Origin of the sequence: Microbacterium sp. NPDC007973 (assembly GCF_042958465.1) — a bacterium.
GTDB lineage: Bacteria > Actinomycetota > Actinomycetes > Actinomycetales > Microbacteriaceae > Microbacterium > Microbacterium galbum.
In genome coordinates, this window is record NZ_JBIBJJ010000001.1 from 93458 (window position 1) to 109607 (window position 16150).

The following is a 16150-nucleotide window of genomic DNA, read 5'->3' on the forward strand; positions in this document are numbered from 1 at the left end:
GGCCTTCATCGTGTCGCGGGAGTCGGCAGACCGTCGCTGATCGACGGGGGTGTCGTCGATTCGGTCGTCGTGGTCATGGCGCCCGAGGAGGAGGAGGTCGCGGGCGTCGCCGCGGAGCCGGTCTCGGTCGTCGCCGCCGAGGGGTCGGTGACCAGCGGCACCCCGGCGATCAGGGCGTTGCGCACGGAGCCGCGACCCATGGCATCCACCGAGGAGGTCGAGTCGGCCGGCTTGCCCGAGCCGATGACGGCACCATCGCTCAGCCGCAAGTAGGTGGGCGATTCGTCGATGACCATGCCGAGCGCCGCCGCGTTGGCCGCGAGGTACTGGGGCGAGCTGAGGCCTGCGCTCTCGTCGTTCAGGATCTGCTTCTGGTACGTCAGGTCGCGCTGCTGCTGCGTGAGGGCGGCGATCTCGAACGAACTCTGCGTGGTAAGGATGCCGAGTCCCATCTGCACGAGCACGATCACCAGGGCGCCGGTCACCGCGATGACGCCGAACAGGCGGCGGGGCGCGCGCCGACGGGCCGTCGCGGGGACGACGGCGAGTCGCCTCTCACGGACGGGCGTCGGAAAGTCCGGATAGGCGGCCCGGGGGTCGATGGCCGGGGATGCGCTCATGCGTCCTCCTGGATCCTCTCGGCCGCGCGCAGGCGCACGGGGGTGGCACGGGGGTTGGCTTCGCGCTCGGCGTCGCCGGCGAGCTCGGCGCCGCGGACGAGCAGGCGGAACTTCGGGGCATGCTCGGGCAGCTCCACGGGCAGGCCACGCGGGGCGGTCGAGGTCGAGGCGTCGGCGAAGACGCGCTTGACGAGCCGGTCCTCGAGCGACTGGTACGACAGCACGACGATGCGCCCGCCGACCCCCAGCACGCTCAGGGCGGCCGGGATCGTGCGCTCGAGCACGGCGAGTTCGGCGTTGACCTCGATGCGCAGCGCCTGGAAGACGCGCTTCGCGGGGTGACGCTCGCGCAGGACGGCCGCGGGGGTCGCCGCCTGCAGCACGTCGACGAGCTGGCCGGAGCGCTCGAGCGGGGCGACGGCGCGCGCCGCGATGATCGCCCGTGCGTAGCGTCCGGCGAGCTTCTCCTCGCCGTAGCGCTCGAAGATGCGGCGCAGATCGCCCTCGCCGTAGCTGGCGAGCACGTCGGCCGCGGTGACGCCCTGGGTCTGGTCCATGCGCATGTCGAGCGGTGCGTCCTGCGCGTAGGCGAAGCCGCGATCGGCCACGTCGAGCTGCAGCGACGACACCCCGAGGTCGAACAGGATGCCGTCGACCTTTTCGACGCCGGAGGCGGCCACGGCCTCGGCGATCCCGTCGTACACCGTGTGCACGAGGGTGACGCGGTCGCCGAAGCGCGCGAGCCGCTCCCCCGCGATGCGCAGGGCGTCGGTGTCGCGGTCGAGGCCGATCAGGCGTGCGTTCGGGAAGCGGTCGAGGAACGCCTCGGAGTGCCCGCCCATGCCGAGCGTTCCGTCGACGAAGACGGAGCCGGGCTTCTGCAGGGCGGGACCGAGCAGCTCAGCGCAGCGCTCGAGGAGGACGGGGGTGTGGATGTCGCGGATGTTCATGATGATCGGGGCCGATCCTTCGGCTCTGATCCCCACCCGCATCGACCTGGCACCGGGGAAGTGTGACAGGGCGTGCGGCTGGGCATCACAGCCGGAGGGTCAGAACAGTCCCGGGATCACCTCCTGCTCCATCTCGGCGTACGTCTCCTCGTTGCTCTCGGCGTAGGAGTTCCACGCCTGCGCGTCCCAGATCTCCGCGTGCGCTCCGACACCCGTGACGACGAGCTCGCGCCCGAGACCGGCGTAGGTGCGCAGCGCCGGGGGGACGGTGATGCGGTTCTGGCTGTCGGGCTTCTCGGCGCTGGCCCCCGAGAGGAACATGCGCAGGAAGTCGCGGGCCTGCTTGTTGCTGAGCGGCGCCTCGCGGATCCGCTCGTGCACGCGCTCGAACTCCTCGGTGCTGAACACGTAGAGGCAGCGGTCCTGCCCCCGGGTGATCACCACTCCGGCCCCGAGATCGTCACGGAACTTCGCGGGCAGGATGACGCGCCCCTTGTCGTCGAGCTTGGGAGTGTGCGTGCCGAGCAGCATTCGGGCGTCCACCCCCTTCGTCCGGCCTGCGAAGTTTCCCCCACTTTACTCCACCGCCCTCCACTTCGCCATCGAAAAGAGGGGTCTTCTGGGCGAGGGCTCCCTTGTGTACTGTGTGCACCGCTCGGCCCGACCCGGGCGGAGCCGCGGGATTCCGCTTCACGCGTCGCGTGCGCGGTCGTCGGTGGAGGGAAAGGGAGGGATGCCGCCCGCCCCGCGTTGAGGCGGGCGCGCCGGGGCGGGAACGGCCGACGCGGCCACCGAGACTGCATCTGGCTGACAAGTCGGCGACACTCTGCAGCCGAGATGTCAGCGAACTGCAGTCTCACCGCGAAGGGGCGAGCGGCGGGGGCGGGGCGAGGCGACGCTCGCGGAGCGCGGACGCACGAAAAAAAAGCACCGGCTCCGAGGAGCCGGTGCTTTTACAAACGGTGCAGGGGTTTACGGGCCTTCGCGACGGCGGTCCCAGCGGTCGTTCATGCGATCCATGAACGACGAGCCAGCGGCGCGAGGGGCACGGGCTCGGGGCGCCGACTTCGAGAGAGGGGCGGAACCTCGCGTCGGAGTGACGGCGAAGATGACACCGCCCACCATCAGGAGGAAGCCGAGGACGCCGACCGCGATGCCGAGGAAGCCCGTGTTGAAGCCGATCGACACACCCACCACGAGAGCGCCGAGGCCGGCGAGCACGAGGATCGAGCCGAGGACGATGTTGCGGTAGCTGAGGGCGCGACTGGGAGCGGAGACGACATCTGTGTCGTTACTCATGAGATGGCGCTCCATCTCATCAAGCAGGCGCTGCTCCTGTTCGGAGAGTGGCATGCATCCCCCTCTATGGTGTGGTGCGGACGATTCTACGTGCGGCGTGGATCACTAGGCTAGGCCCGTGACGACCTCCCTGGAACCGATCGAAGCTGTTTCCCAGCGACTCGACAAGTTCCTCTCCGAACAGCTATCGTACGCCTCCGCCCTGGGTCCGGAGGCCGAGACGCTCACCCGTTCCGGGGCGTCGGCGCTGCGCGGCGGCAAGCGGCTGCGGGCACGGTTCTGCCTGACCGGATGGCACTCCGTCGCGGGCGGCGAGCGACGCTTCGACGCCGCCGCGCTCGCGGTGGCGACAGCGCTCGAGATCTTCCACGCCGCCGCCCTCGTGCACGACGATCTGGTCGACAACTCCGACACGCGCCGCGGGCAGCCGGCCGCGCACCGCGCCCTGCAGAACAGCCACCGCGAAGCCGGGTGGACGGGTGACTCCGACGCCTTCGGTCGATCCGGCGCGATCCTGCTGGGCGACCTGCTCGTCGCGTGGAGCGACGACCTGCTCGAAGAGGGCCTCGCCACCGCCCCGACCGCCGCCGCGACCCGACGCGCCTACGCGCAGATGCGTCGCGACGTCACGATCGGCCAGTTCCTCGACGTGGCCGAAGAATCCGCCTACACCGTCTACCCCGACGACACCCACGCCGACCGCGCGCTGCGGGTCGCCTCGTACAAGTCGGCGCGGTACAGCATCCAGCAACCCCTGCAGATCGGCGCGGCCCTCGCGGGTGCCGACGAGGCGCAGCTGAGCGCCCTGGGCCGTTTCGGCCACGACGTGGGGATGGCCTTCCAGCTGCGCGACGACGTGCTCGGAGTGTTCGGCGACACCGCCGAGACCGGCAAGCCGGTCGGCGACGACCTGCGCGAGGGCAAGCGCACCGTCCTGGTCGCCTACGCCCGCGAACGCCTCTCGGCCGAGGACCGTCGAGACGTCGATGCACTGCTCGGAGATCCGGCCCTGGATGCCGAGCAGGTTCGCATCCTGCAGCGCACCATCGTCGATACCGGCGCACTCGCGCGCACCGAGGAGCTCATCGCCGACTACGCCAGACGAGCGGATGACGCCCTCGCCGACGCGCCGCTGGGCACCGAGGCGGTCGGGGAATTGCGCGCGCTCGCGACGGCCGCCACCCACCGCACGGCCTGAGCCGGGGCTCGGACCGCGCGAGGACGCACGGCTCGACGGGGCGGCGCGAACCCGCCGGTCGACTCAGCGCGCACCCGGAGGCGATCAGGCGAGGGTCGCGGCGACCCGCCGCACCTCGCTCTTGCGACCGGCCAGGAGCGCCTCGATGGGCGCCATTCCGATGGTCTCCTCGGGGGTGAGGAGCCAGTCGATGGTCTCGTCGGGGTCGAAGCCCGCGTCGTGCAGGACGATGATCGTGCCGCGCAGAGCCGGCAGCGGACGCCCCTCGGCGATGAACACCGCGGGGACCTTGAACACGCCGTCGCGGCGCGAGCCCACGAGGTAGTCCTCGTCGATGAGCCGGCGCACGCGCCCCAGGGACTCGTCGAGGAGTTCCACCAGATCGGGGATCGTCAGCCAGTCGGTCGGGTAACGGGAGGTGTCGGTCACTTTGCCATGATCTCATCCCGCGCGGTGGAACCCGCTCGATGGGGCCTCGCGCTGCCGGTTCACATCCGTCAGACGCACCTCGTGCGTTGACATCCGTCACAGCCCGTGTCACCGTGGCGGGCAGTCGGAAGAACGGATCCCCCACCATGCGACGACTCACGCTGTCCTCCCTGCCCGCTCGACGCACGAGCGCCTGGCCCACCGCCGCGGTGTGGCCCGCCGCCGTCGCCGGGACCATCGCCCTCACCCTGACGGGAGAGAACGCGGCGCACGCCGCTCCTCCGTCTTCGGCGCTCACCGTCGCCCCGCCCGCGCCGCGCGTCGTCGGACCGATCGCTCCGCTCGCCGCCGCGGTCAGCGCGTCGACGTACACGGTCCAGCCCGGCGACACCGTGTGGGCGATCGCCCGGGCGCACGGTCTCGACCCCGCCGCGGTGAGCGCGGTGAACGGCCTCGGCGCCGACGCGATGATCCGCCCCGGCCAGGTGCTCGCCCTCACGACCGCCCCCGCCCCGGCCGCGCCGGCCCCGCCCGTGGCCCCAGCCGTGACGACGCACGAGGTGCGCCCCGGCGACACCGTGTCGGCCATCGCCCGCGCGAGCGGAGTGTCGGTCGACGCCGTCCTCTCGGCGAACGGCCTTACCCGCGCGTCGATCATCTACCCGGGCGATGTGCTGCAAATCCCCTCCGCCGCGGCCGCTCCCGCCGCGGCTCCGGCCCCCGCCCCGACCCCGGCCCCGGCCTCCGTCGGTCCCGCGGCCGCTGTCGAGCTGGATGCCGAGCAGAGCGAGAACGCGCGCCTCATCATCCGCGTCGGACGGGAACTCGGGGTCTCCGACCGCGGCATCCTGATCGCCCTCGGCACCGCGATGCAGGAGTCCTGGCTGCGCAACCTCGATTGGGGCGACCGCGACTCCCTCGGTCTCTTCCAGCAGCGCCCCAGCACCGGGTGGGGCACCGCCGAGCAGATCCTCGACCGGGAGCGCTCGACACGGGTGTTCTACGGCGGCGCGAGCGACCCCAATGGCACGGCGACGCGGGGCCTGCTCGACATCCCGAGATGGGAGTCCCTGGCGTACGCCGACGCCGCGCAGGCGGTGCAGATCTCGGCCTACCCCGATCGCTACGCGCGATGGGAACAGCCGGCGACCGTCTGGCTCGCCGTTCTCGGATGAGGTCGGGGTGAGCCGCTCCCGGGGCTCACAGGGGGCCGTCCGTAGACTCGTCGTGTGAGCACGAGTCAGCAGGCAGACCCGCTGATCGGCCGTCTCGTCGACGGCCGGTACCGGGTGCGCGCGCGTATCGCGCGTGGCGGCATGGCGACCGTGTACGTCGCCACCGATCTGCGTCTGGAGCGGCGGGTCGCCCTGAAGGTCATGCACGGCCACCTCAGCGACGACACCGTGTTCCAAAGCCGGTTCATCCAGGAGGCCCGCTCGGCTGCGCGTCTGGCGGATCCCCACGTCGTCAACGTCTTCGACCAGGGCCAGGACGGCGAGATGGCCTACCTCGTCATGGAGTACCTGCCCGGCATCACGCTGCGCGAGCTCCTGCGCGAGCACCGCCGCCTCACCGTGGATCAGACGCTGACCATCATGGATGCCATCCTGTCGGGGCTCGCGGCCGCTCACCGCGCCGGCATCGTCCACCGCGACGTCAAACCCGAGAACGTGCTCCTCGCCGAAGACGGACGCATCAAGATCGGCGACTTCGGCCTCGCGCGTGCGACCACGGCCAACACCGCCAGCGGCGCCCAGCTCATGGGGACCATCGCGTACCTCGCTCCGGAGCTCGTCACGCGGGGCACCGCCGATGCCCGCAGCGACATCTATTCGCTCGGCATCATGCTGTACGAGATGCTCGCCGGAGAGCAGCCGTACAAGGGCGAACAGCCGATGCAGATCGCGTACCAGCACGCCACCGACTCGGTGCCGCGCCCGAGCGCGAAGAACCCCGCGGTGCCCGAGCAGCTCGACGAGCTCGTCCTGTGGGCGACCGAACGCGAGCCCGACGACCGTCCGCTCGATGCGGGGACGATGCTCGAGCGCCTGCGCGCCATCGAGAAGGATCTCGGCCTGGCCCCTCAGGTCGCCCGGGCCGTCTCGGTCGGCACGGCGGGCGCCGCCTCCCCCGCCGAGTCTCGTGAACTCACCAAGGTGCTTCCGCAGACGGCAGCCGTCCCGTCGGCCACGGTCGACGAGCCCGACAACGCCGCCCGCCTCCGCGCGCGCACGCGTCGCCGCACCGCGCGCGGCGTCTGGATCCTCCTCCTCGTCCTGCTCCTGGCCGGCGGGGCCGGACTCACGGGCTGGTACTTCGGGTCCGGCCCCGGCTCGCTGGTCGGCGTCCCCGACGTCTCGGGACGCAGCTACGACGAGGCGCAGGCGCTCCTCGCCCAGGAGCAGTTGCAGGCGCAGCGGCAGGACGTGAACGATCGCGAGATCCCGGCCGGAACCACCGTCGGGTCCGACCCCGCCCCCGGCGAACGGCTCGACAAGAACACCGTCGTGACCGTGCTGGTCTCCATCGGACCCGCCACCCATCAGATCCCCGCGCTCGGCGGTCGCACCGCCGACGAGGTGCGCGCCGTCTTCGAGGCCGCCTTCGTCGGGGTCGGCGACGACCCCGCGCGCGAATTCACCGACTCGGCGGACGGCACCGTCCTGAGCGCGTCGATCGTTCCCCGTTCCGGCGGCGACGCCTTCGCGTGCACCGACGGCTGCACGGTCTACGAGGGAGACGCAGCCACGCTCGTCGTCTCGCTCGGTCCGATCCCCGACGTCACGGGCGAGACGCAGTCCGCCGCCGAGCGCTCCCTCGACGGCGTGGGACTGTCGACCTCCGTCTCGGAGGAATACAGCAACAGCGTGGCCTCCGGGGTCGTGATCGGCATCGGCGACCGCGACGGCGGCGGCAACTGGCGCCCCGGCGACACCGTGCCGTTGCGCGTGTCGATCGGCCCCAAGCCCGTCGAGATCCCCGGCAACATCGTCGGTATGTCCATCCGCGACGCGGTCGCCGCACTCGATGCGCTCGGGTTCGAGGTCAACGCCGGCATCGACGACGGCACCCTGCCCCTCGGCTTCAAGTACTGGGACATCTACAAGGTGCGGGCGACCAACCCCAAGGCCGGAACGACCGCGCCGCAGGGCTCGACGATCACGCTGACGCCGACGCTGTAGATCATCCGGCGGCGTCCGGACGGTGGTCAGTGGCTCACGGCGCCGGCAGCGGCGCCGCGCGGCGCCCGCGCCCGGTGCAGGGGCACCCGCACCCGGCATCCGACATCCGACATCCGACATCCGACATCCGACATCCAGCATCCGGCATCCGACATCCGACATCCGACATCCGACATCCGGCATCCCGGCATCCGGCATCCGACACCCGGAGACGACGATGCCCCCGACCGCACGGGTCGGGGGCATCTCGCAGGCGGCACGCGGGTCAGCGCTTCTCGAGCTCCTCCGCCACGAGGAAGGCCAGCTCCAGGCTCTGACGGTGGTTCAGACGCGGGTCGCACAGGCTCTCGTAGCGCGTCGCGAGGGTCGCCTCGTCGATCTGCTCGGAGCCGCCCAGGCATTCGGTGACGTCGTCGCCGGTGAGTTCGACGTGGATGCCGCCGGGGTGCGTGCCCACCGAGCGGTGCGCCTCGAAGAACCCGCGCACCTCGTCGACGACGTCGTCGAAGCGACGCGTCTTGTAGCCGGTGGGCGTGGTGATGCCGTTGCCGTGCATGGGATCGGTGACCCATAGCGGGGTGGCGCCGGAGTCGCGGACGGCCTCCAGGAGCGGGGGCAGGGCATCGCGGATCTTGCCCGCACCCATGCGCGTGATGAACGTCAGGCGCCCCGGCTCGCGCTCGGGGTCGAGCTTGTCGATCAGCGCGAGCGCCGTCTCGGCCGTGGTGGTGGGGCCGAGCTTGACGCCGATGGGGTTGCGGATCTTCGAGAAGTAGTCGACGTGCGCGCCGTCGAGCTCGCGCGTGCGCTCGCCGATCCACTGGAAGTGCGACGAGGTGTTGTAGGGCAGGCTGGTGCGCGAGTCGATCCGGGTCATGGGGCGCTCGTAGTCCATCAGCAGGCCCTCGTGGCCGGTGTAGAACTCCACGCGCGTCAGCTCGTCGAAGTCGGCACCGGCCGCCTCCATGAACTTGATCGCCCGGTCAATCTCGGTCGCCATGCTCTCGTAGGCCTGGTTGGCGGGGGTGGAGGCGAAGCCCTTGTTCCAGCTGTGCACCTCGCGGAGGTCGGCGAAGCCGCCCTGCGTGAAGGCCCGGATGAGGTTCAGGGTCGACGCGGCCGTGTGGTAGCCCTTGAGCAGGCGCGCGGGATCGGCCTTGCGGGACTCCTCGGTGAAGTCGTAGCCGTTGACGATGTCGCCGCGGTAGGCCGGCAGCGTCACGTCGCCGCGCGTCTCGGTGTCGCTCGAGCGGGGCTTGGCGAACTGCCCGGCCATGCGGCCCATCTTGACGACGGGCATCGACGCGCCGTAGGTGAGCACGACGGCCATCTGGAGCACGGTCTTGATGCGATTGCGGATCTGCTCGGCGGTCGCGCCGGCGAACGTCTCGGCGCAGTCACCGCCCTGGAGCAGGAACGCCTGGCCTGCGGCGGCACGCGCGAGACGATCGCGCAGGATGTCGACCTCGCCGGCGAAGACCAGCGGCGGGAGGGTCGCGAGCTCTGCGGATGCCGCGGCCACCGCGCCCTCGTCATACCACTGGGGCTGCTGCTTGATGGGCAGGGATCGCCAGTGGTCGAGGTCGTGGAGCTGCTGATTCACCCCTGAAGTCTAGTGGCGCGACGACGGCGCCTTCGCCGCCTGTGCACTGGCCAGCCGGTCCTTCACGGTGGAGGCGTAGACGTCCTCGTAGCGCTGCTCGCCGAGGCGCTGCAGGGCCACCATGATCTCGTCGGTGACCGAGCGCAGGACGTACCGGTCGCCCTCCATGCCCTCGAAACGGGAGAAGTCGAGCGGCTCGCCGATGACGATCCCCACACGTCCCACGCGCGGCAGTCGCTGACCGATCGGCATCACCGCGCCGGTGTCGACCATGACCACGGGGACCACCGGCACGCGCGCCTCGAGCGCCATGCGCGCGATGCCCGTGCGTCCGCGGTACAGCGTGCCGTCGGGGCTGCGGGTGCCCTCCGGGTAGATCCCGAGCAGCTCACCGCGCCCGAGGACGCCGAGGCCCGTGTTCAGCGACGCCTCCGACGCCTTCCCTCCCGACCGGTCGATGGGCAACTGGCCGGTCGCCTGAAAGAACATCCGCGTGGCCCAACCCTTGAGGCCCTTGCCGGTGAAGTAGTCGCTCTTGGCGAGGAACGCCATGCGGCGGTCGATCATGAGCGGCAGGAAGATCGAATCTGAGAACGACAGGTGGTTGCTGGCGAGGATCGCCGCACCCTCCGCCGGGATGTTGCGCCGGCCCACCATCCATGGGCGGAACACGGCCTTGATGACCGGTCCGATGACCACGTACTTCATGAGCCAGTAGAACATCGTCAGCGCTCCTTCCCGGCGAGGTCGGCGACCCCGATGAGACCGGCGTCGTTGCCCAGGCGCGCGATCGCGAACTCGGCGACCGGACGTTCACCGTACCCCGGCAGCGACGTCTCGTACGCGAGCTTCACCGGTTCGAGCAGGTCGGCGCCCAGCTGCGCCACTCCCCCGCCGATCACGAAGACCTCGGGATCGAGCACGGCCTGGAAACCGCCGCACGCCTCGCCGAGAGCGGTCGCGACGCGGCGGAGCGCCTCGACCGCCCCGGGGTCGCCGGCCAGCACGAGGCGAGAGACGGCGGGTCCGGGAATGGCGCCCCTCTCCGCGCGGACGGCCGCCAACGCGGCGCCGATACCGCCCTCGTCGGCGATCGTGTTGGCCTCGCGCTGCAGCGCGCGTCCCGAGGCGTACTGCTCGAGGCATCCGTTCTGTCCGCAGCCGCACGGGTGGCCGCCCCGGACGAAGCGCAGGTGGCCGAGTTCGGCGCCGATGCCGTGGCCGCCGCGGAACAGTTCGCCGTCGGTGACGACGGCCCCGCCGACGCCGGTACCCATGGTCAGCATGACCATGTCGCGGACGCCCTGGCCGGCGCCGAAGCGGTACTCGCCCCAGCCGGCGGCGTTCGCGTCGTTCTCGATGGTGACGGGGGCGTCGAGGCGCTGCTCGAGACGGGCTCGCAGGGGTTCGTCGCGCCAGTCGATGTTGGGGGCGTAGATGACGGTGCTGCGGTCCCGGCTGATGAAGCCGGCCGCCGCGACGCCGATCGCGTGGATCTCGTGCGCGCGGCGCAGGTGATCGGCCATGTCGACCACGGCATCCACGAGGGCCGAGGGGTCGATGGGGGTGTCGACGCGGAGCTTCTCGATGATGGTGCCGTCGGCGTCGACGACGCCTCCGGCGATCTTCGTTCCCCCGATATCGATGCCGACGTTGCGCACCGCGCTCCCTTCCGGGCCCACCGAGAGGGCGGCCCGGAGCAGTCTAGCCAAGGCGGGCGGCGCGCGAACGACGTCTCGCTCCGGGGGCGGCGCAGGCCGTGCGGATAGACTGATGGACCGCTCGACGTTCTTTCCGGTGCCGAAGGAGTTACCGTGATCCAGTTCGACCTCCCCCCTGTCGTCCCCGCCGATCCCGACGCCAACGCGTCGGATCTGCTCGCCGACCGCGTCCGTGCGACGCCTGATCGTCCCCTGTTCGCCGTGCCCGAGGCCGGGGGATGGCGCGACGTCTCGGCGGTCGAGTTCGAGCGCCAGGTCATCGCCCTGGCGAAGGGCTTCATCGCCGCCGGCGTCCAGCCGGGAGAGAAGGTCGGCTTCATCGCCCGCACCACCTACGACTGGACGCTCGTCGACTTCGCGCTCTTCTATGCCGGGGCCGTCATGGTGCCGGTGTACGAGACGAGCTCCCCCTCGCAGATCTCGTGGATCCTGTCGGACTCCGGCGCCATCGCGGTCGTCGTGGAGTCCGCGGAGCACTCCGACCGCCTTGACGAGGTGCGCAGCGACCTTCCGCTCGTCCGCGAGGTGTGGGCGATGCACACGGGCGCCCTCGACGCGCTCGTCGCGGGCGGCACGCACATCACCGACGAAGAGGTCGAGCGCCGCCGCCACCTCGCGAAGGCCTCCGACATCGCGACCCTCATCTACACGTCGGGGTCGACGGGACGCCCCAAGGGCTGCGTCCTCGTGCACAGCAACTTCGTCGAGCTCGCCCGCAACTCCGCCAAGGCCCTGCACGAGGTCGTCGAGACGCCGGGCGCCTCGACGCTGCTGTTCATCACCACGGCCCACGTCTTCGCGCGTTTCATCTCGCTGCTGAACGTGCACGCGGGGGTGAAGACCGGGCACCAGCCCGACACCAAGCAGCTGCTGCCCGCCCTCGGCACCTTCCAGCCGACCTTCCTGCTCGCCGTGCCCCGGGTCTTCGAGAAGGTCTACAACTCCGCCGAGCAGAAGGCCGAGGCCGGCGGCAAGGGCAAGATCTTCCGCGCCGCGGCCGACGTCGCGATCGAGCACTCGCAGCGGCTTCAGGAGGGGAAGAAGATCTCCCTCCCCCTCAAGCTGAAGTTCGCGCTCTTCGACAAGCTGGTCTACTCCAAGCTCCGGGATGCCATGGGCGGACGCGTGGTCTACGCGGTGTCGGGATCGGCCCCGCTCGGACCGCGCCTGGGGCACTTCTTCCGCAGCCTCGGCGTCGTGATCCTCGAGGGCTACGGACTCACCGAGACGACGGCCCCGGCCACGGTCAACCTCGCGACGAAGTCGAAGATCGGCACGGTCGGTCCGGTGCTCCCCGGTGTCGGGGTGCGCCTGGCCGATGACGGCGAGATCCAGGTGCGCGGCATCAACGTCTTCCGCGAGTACTGGCAGAACCCGGATGCCACGGCGGAGGCCTTCGACGGCGAATGGTTCAAGACCGGCGACATCGGCGCCTTCGACGCCGACGGCTTCCTCGCGATCACGGGTCGCAAGAAGGAGATCATCGTCACGGCCGGCGGCAAGAACGTCGCTCCGGCCGCCCTCGAGGATCCCATCCGCGCGAACCCGATCGTGGGCCAGGTCGTGGTCGTCGGCGACCACAAGCCGTTCATCGCCGCCCTCGTCACCCTGGATCCCGAGATGCTCCCGACGTGGCTCGCCAACAACGGCCTGCCCGCCGACATGTCGCTGCAGGACGCGAGCACGAACGAGAAGGTGCGCGCCGAGGTGCAGGGCGCGATCGACCGCGCGAACACCCGCGTGTCGCGCGCGGAGTCGATCCGCAAGTTCACGATCCTGCCCACGGAGTGGACCGAGGCGAGCGGCCACCTGACGCCCAAGATGAGCATCAAGCGCAACGTCATCGTCGCCGACTTCGCCGACGCGATCGAGGACATCTACGCCGTGCCGGTGAACACGACCAACGTCTCGCTCCCCTGAGACCCGGAATGCCGAACGGCCCGGCCCCCTCGGGGGCCGGGCCGTTCCGCTGCGCCGAGAAAAGGGGATGCCGTGGGAACAGGGGAATCCGCGACGAAGGGACGTGACCTCGCGCCGTCCCCTGTTCTCATGCCAGGGTCGAGCGGGTCAGAACCAGTCGCTCTCGCGCACCTGACGCATCGCCTCGCGGCGGGTCTCGGCGGGCAGCCGCGACAGGTAGAGCATCCCGTCGAGGTGATCGGTCTCGTGCTGCAGCGCCTGTGCGAGCAGCCCTTCGCCCTCGAGCACGACCTCCCGGCCGTCGAGGTCGATGCCGACGACCTTCGCCCACGGGTAACGGATGGCGTCGTGCCACAGACCGGGCACCGAGAGGCATCCCTCCCCCACCGGCTGGGGCTCGCCACGCGTCTCCACGAGGACGGGATTGATGACGTACCCGATGTCGCCGTCGATGTTGTAGCTGAACGCGCGCAGACCGACCCCGATCTGCGGCGCCGCGACTCCCGCGCGCCCGGGCAGCTCGACCGTGTCGAGCAGGTCTTGGACGAGGGCGCGCACACCGTCGTCGATCTCGTCGATCGGAGCGCTCGTGGCGCGCAAGACCGGGTCGCCGAACAAGCGGATCGGACGGACGCTCATGCGGAGGCCACCGGAGCGCGGAGGCCCTCGACGACGGCGGCGGCGAGCTCGCGCGCGGCCTGGCGCGTGCCGGGCTGCAGATCGCGGAACGTGATGGCGCTGCCCGCCGCGATCCGCGCGTCGTACGGCATGCGGATGACGGTGCGCACGCGCGACCGGAAGTGCGACTCGAGCTCGCTCTCGCGCACCAGCGGCGCACCGGGACGGGAGTTGTTGAGCACCACGACCGCGTCGCGCACGCGCGCCGCGTAGCCGTTGGTCTCGAGCCACGTCAGCGTCTCGGACGCCAGTCTCGCCTCGTCGACGGAGAGTCCCGCCACGATCACGAGGGTGTCGGCGAGCTCGAGCGTGGCCCCCATGACGGAGTGGACGATGCCGGTCCCCGTGTCGGTGAGCACGATCGAGTAGTAATGCGCGGCGACGTCGGCGACCTGACGGTAGTCGTCGTCACTGAAGGCCTCCGACTGACGCGGATCCGCATCGGATGCCAGCACGTCGAGGCGGGTGGCATCCCGGGCGACGATCGACGAGACGTCGTTGTAGCCGGCCATCTCGTCGTGCGCGCGCACGAGGTCGCGCACGGTGCGGCCGTTGGGGCGGCCGACGCGGTCGGCGAGCGTCCCGCGGTCGGGGTTCGCGTCGACGGCGATGATGCGATCGTCGCGCGCGTCGGCGAGGGCCATGCCGAGGAGCGAGGTGACGGTGGTCTTGCCGACCCCGCCCTTGCGCGAGAGCACGGGCACGAAGCGCGCCCCGCCCGCGAGAGGGGCCGAGATGCGGCGGTCCAGCTCCTTGCGCTGCCGGGCGCGGCGCCCGTCGCCGAGGTTGATGCGGTGCCGCGATGCCGAGTACACCAGCTGCTGCCACAGGCCCTCGGGCTCCGGACGGCTGATCTGCTTCGGGTCGAGCAGGCGGTCGGCCGTGAGCAGGTCGGCGCTCTCGCGGGAGTCGTCGATCTGACCGATGCGCTTGGACGTCAGCGCGACCTCGGGCGCCGGCGTGCGCACGCGCTCCATGGCGTGGGCGCGATCCACCCGCGCGGCCTCCTCGGCGGTGCGGGCGGCGTCATCGGCCTGGTGCGCCTGACGGCGGGTGAGCGGCACGGTGCCGATGACCCCCGTCGCGGCGCGCTCGGCGCGCGTGGTCGGGACGCTGCCGGTGGAAACGGCACCGGTCGCCGGCGACGCCGCCGCTGGGACCGCCGCCGCCGCTGGGACCGTCGGAGCCGGCACGGTGGTCGCACCGGTCTGCGGCCGGGTGCCGTCGGTCGGAGCGGATGACGGCTCCTCGGCGATGCGTGCGGTGAGCAGCACCGCGTCATCGGTCGCCCGCGCGTGGTCGTCGCTCTCGGAGGCGGAGCCCGCGTGCGATGCGTCCTCGTCGTCGTCGATCGCGGCCTCCACGACCTCGTCGTCGGTCTCGTCGGCCGAGGCGGAGACACCGGTCTCCGGGACCCACGGAGCGTGGGTCAGCGGCTCGGCGGAGGCATCGACCGCCCCCTCCTCGATCGGCTCCTCGTCGAGGGGCTCCTCGTCGAAGGGCTGCTCGTCGAAGGGCTCCTCATCGAAGGGCTCCGCGGCATCCGCCTCGTACAGCTCGACGTCGTCGACGACCTCCACGTCGTGCAGGTCGTCGGAGGAGGCCGCGTCCTCCGGCGCCTCGTCGGGGGTCGCGCCGACCTCGGAGATCGCATCATCAGGCGCCGGGGCGTCGGGCCCCGGAACTCTCTCGAGCGACTCGTGCGCGGTGACCGGGTGCTCGTCGAGCGACCGCTCGTCCGCGGAAGCCCGGGGCGTGGTCGCGTCGACGTCCGCCGCTTCGACACCGGCATCGTCCGTCACCGATGCCTCCGCGTCGACGTCGTCGACGTCGTCGTGCGCGGGGGCGCCATCGAGATCGTCCTGACGGTCGTCGCCGTATTCGGCCCGTTCGACGTCGCCCTCGTCGTCGGAGGCGTCGTGATGGGACGCCTCGCCGTCCGCCTCGTGCTCCACCGCGTCGCGCTCGGGTGCACCCTCGTCGACGGGGCCCGCTCCCTCGTGCTGCGCGGGCACGGCATCCTGATCGTTGTCGCGCGCATCGTCGCCCGCCCCGTCGGCAGCCGGAGCCTCGTACGGGCCTTCGGAGTCGTCGCCCACGACCTCGGCGTCGTGCACGTCGTCATCGGCCGATCCGGCGTCCTGGTGCGGTTCGTCTCCCTGCGCGCCGTCGTGGTGCGCGTCGTCGGGGTGCGGTTCGAGGATGATCTCGTCCGTCGCGAGCTCGTCCACCTCGGCGGCGACCTCGTCGTCGTCGGTCTCGGAAGCGAGCTGGCGAGGTGCGGAGGAATCGTCCAGCGCGGCGAGGTCGGCGTCATCGAAGGGGATCTCGTCCTCGATCACGTCGTCGTCGAGATCGTCGTCGTCACTGGTCGCCGGCAGGTCGACACTGACCTGCGCGGTGTATCCACCGAGGATCGTGATGCTGGCCGTGTCGAGGTTCCCGCTCTCGTCGAGCACGCCGTGCTCGGCGTTCTCGTCGGGGTTCGCGTCGGTGCGGTCGGGGGTCACTGCAGTCTCCAAACGGGAAGAGGGCGCGAAAGCGCCCCCT

At 71.1% G+C, this 16150-nt stretch carries 14 protein-coding genes; 4 read left to right on the top strand and 10 right to left on the bottom strand.

The window, feature by feature from the left end; all coding sequences use genetic code 11:
• Positions 1–5: 5 nt before the first annotated feature.
• The 4 genes from ACFZA2_RS00505 to ACFZA2_RS00520 form a co-directional block, all read right to left on the bottom strand.
• The gene (locus ACFZA2_RS00505; protein ID WP_391399225.1) at positions 6–620 is read right to left on the bottom strand and encodes a hypothetical protein; all 615 of its coding nucleotides are present in this window, start codon (positions 618–620) and stop codon (positions 6–8) included.
• Positions 617–1570 carry a 16S rRNA (cytosine(1402)-N(4))-methyltransferase RsmH gene (gene rsmH, locus ACFZA2_RS00510; RefSeq protein ID WP_391399228.1) on the bottom strand — a complete coding sequence of 318 codons (954 nt, stop codon included), beginning with the start codon at positions 1568–1570 and terminating at the stop codon, positions 617–619. Before rsmH ends, ACFZA2_RS00505 begins: the two co-directional genes overlap by 4 nt.
• 99 nt (positions 1571–1669) lie before the next feature.
• Positions 1670–2101, bottom strand: a complete 432-nt coding sequence (gene mraZ, locus ACFZA2_RS00515; RefSeq protein WP_391401459.1) for a division/cell wall cluster transcriptional repressor MraZ — start codon at positions 2099–2101, stop codon at positions 1670–1672.
• A gap of 441 nt (positions 2102–2542) precedes the next feature.
• The gene (locus tag ACFZA2_RS00520) at positions 2543–2923 is read right to left on the bottom strand and encodes a DUF3040 domain-containing protein (protein WP_391399231.1); all 381 of its coding nucleotides are present in this window, start codon (positions 2921–2923) and stop codon (positions 2543–2545) included.
• A gap of 64 nt (positions 2924–2987) precedes the next feature.
• Here ACFZA2_RS00520 and ACFZA2_RS00525 point away from each other — a divergent pair, with 64 nt between their 5' ends.
• The gene (locus ACFZA2_RS00525) at positions 2988–4067 is read left to right on the top strand and encodes a polyprenyl synthetase family protein (RefSeq protein ID WP_391399233.1); all 1080 of its coding nucleotides are present in this window, start codon (positions 2988–2990) and stop codon (positions 4065–4067) included.
• Between the two features lie 84 nt (positions 4068–4151).
• Here ACFZA2_RS00525 and ACFZA2_RS00530 read toward each other — a convergent pair whose 3' ends face one another.
• Entirely contained in the window at positions 4152–4496 is a 345-nt protein-coding gene (locus ACFZA2_RS00530; RefSeq protein WP_391399236.1) for an Rv2175c family DNA-binding protein, read from the bottom strand.
• Positions 4497–4642: 146 nt separating this feature from the next.
• Here ACFZA2_RS00530 and ACFZA2_RS00535 point away from each other — a divergent pair, with 146 nt between their 5' ends.
• Positions 4643–5671 (top strand): LysM peptidoglycan-binding domain-containing protein, encoded by a 1029-nt coding sequence (locus tag ACFZA2_RS00535; protein WP_391399239.1) that lies wholly within the window; start codon positions 4643–4645, stop codon positions 5669–5671.
• 54 nt (positions 5672–5725) lie between these two features.
• Positions 5726–7678: a Stk1 family PASTA domain-containing Ser/Thr kinase gene (pknB, locus tag ACFZA2_RS00540; protein WP_391399242.1), complete on the top strand. Its 1953-nt coding sequence runs from the start codon at positions 5726–5728 to the stop codon at positions 7676–7678.
• Positions 7679–7943: 265 nt separating this feature from the next.
• Here pknB and ACFZA2_RS00545 read toward each other — a convergent pair whose 3' ends face one another.
• From ACFZA2_RS00545 to ACFZA2_RS00555, 3 genes are read right to left on the bottom strand one after another with little or no spacing between them, the layout of a single operon-like run.
• Positions 7944–9281: a class II 3-deoxy-7-phosphoheptulonate synthase gene (locus ACFZA2_RS00545; RefSeq protein ID WP_391399245.1), complete on the bottom strand. Its 1338-nt coding sequence runs from the start codon at positions 9279–9281 to the stop codon at positions 7944–7946.
• Positions 9282–9290: 9 nt separating this feature from the next.
• Positions 9291–10004, bottom strand: coding sequence for a 1-acyl-sn-glycerol-3-phosphate acyltransferase (locus ACFZA2_RS00550; protein WP_076674869.1), 714 nt, complete (start codon positions 10002–10004; stop codon positions 9291–9293).
• Positions 10005–10006: 2 nt separating this feature from the next.
• A complete protein-coding gene (locus ACFZA2_RS00555) occupies positions 10007–10942 on the bottom strand; it encodes an ROK family glucokinase (RefSeq protein ID WP_391399249.1) in 936 nt (311 codons plus the stop codon).
• 153 nt (positions 10943–11095) lie between these two features.
• On the opposite strand from ACFZA2_RS00555, the gene ACFZA2_RS00560 reads away from it, so the two are divergent.
• Complete coding sequence (locus ACFZA2_RS00560; protein ID WP_315992994.1) at positions 11096–12922, top strand: AMP-dependent synthetase/ligase; 1827 nt, start codon at positions 11096–11098, stop codon at positions 12920–12922.
• 147 nt (positions 12923–13069) lie between these two features.
• Here ACFZA2_RS00560 and def read toward each other — a convergent pair whose 3' ends face one another.
• Positions 13070–13561 (bottom strand): peptide deformylase, encoded by a 492-nt coding sequence (gene def, locus ACFZA2_RS00565; RefSeq protein ID WP_315992995.1) that lies wholly within the window; start codon positions 13559–13561, stop codon positions 13070–13072.
• A complete protein-coding gene (locus ACFZA2_RS00570; RefSeq protein WP_391399254.1) occupies positions 13558–16110 on the bottom strand; it encodes a hypothetical protein in 2553 nt (850 codons plus the stop codon). Before ACFZA2_RS00570 ends, def begins: the two co-directional genes overlap by 4 nt.
• Positions 16111–16150 lie beyond the last annotated feature (40 nt).

What these genes read in the sequence shown, in the direction of transcription:
- ACFZA2_RS00505 (WP_391399225.1), bottom strand. Translation starts at nt 620, where the DNA reads ATGAGCGCATCCCCGGCCATCGACCCCCGGGCCGCCTATCCGGACTTT.
- rsmH (WP_391399228.1), bottom strand. Translation starts at nt 1,570, where the DNA reads ATGAACATCCGCGACATCCACACCCCCGTCCTCCTCGAGCGCTGCGCT.
- mraZ (WP_391401459.1), bottom strand. Translation starts at nt 2,101, where the DNA reads ATGCTGCTCGGCACGCACACTCCCAAGCTCGACGACAAGGGGCGCGTC.
- ACFZA2_RS00520 (WP_391399231.1), bottom strand. Translation starts at nt 2,923, where the DNA reads ATGCCACTCTCCGAACAGGAGCAGCGCCTGCTTGATGAGATGGAGCGC.
- ACFZA2_RS00535 (WP_391399239.1), top strand. Translation starts at nt 4,643, where the DNA reads ATGCGACGACTCACGCTGTCCTCCCTGCCCGCTCGACGCACGAGCGCC.
- ACFZA2_RS00550 (WP_076674869.1), bottom strand. Translation starts at nt 10,004, where the DNA reads ATGTTCTACTGGCTCATGAAGTACGTGGTCATCGGACCGGTCATCAAG.
- def (WP_315992995.1), bottom strand. Translation starts at nt 13,561, where the DNA reads ATGAGCGTCCGTCCGATCCGCTTGTTCGGCGACCCGGTCTTGCGCGCC.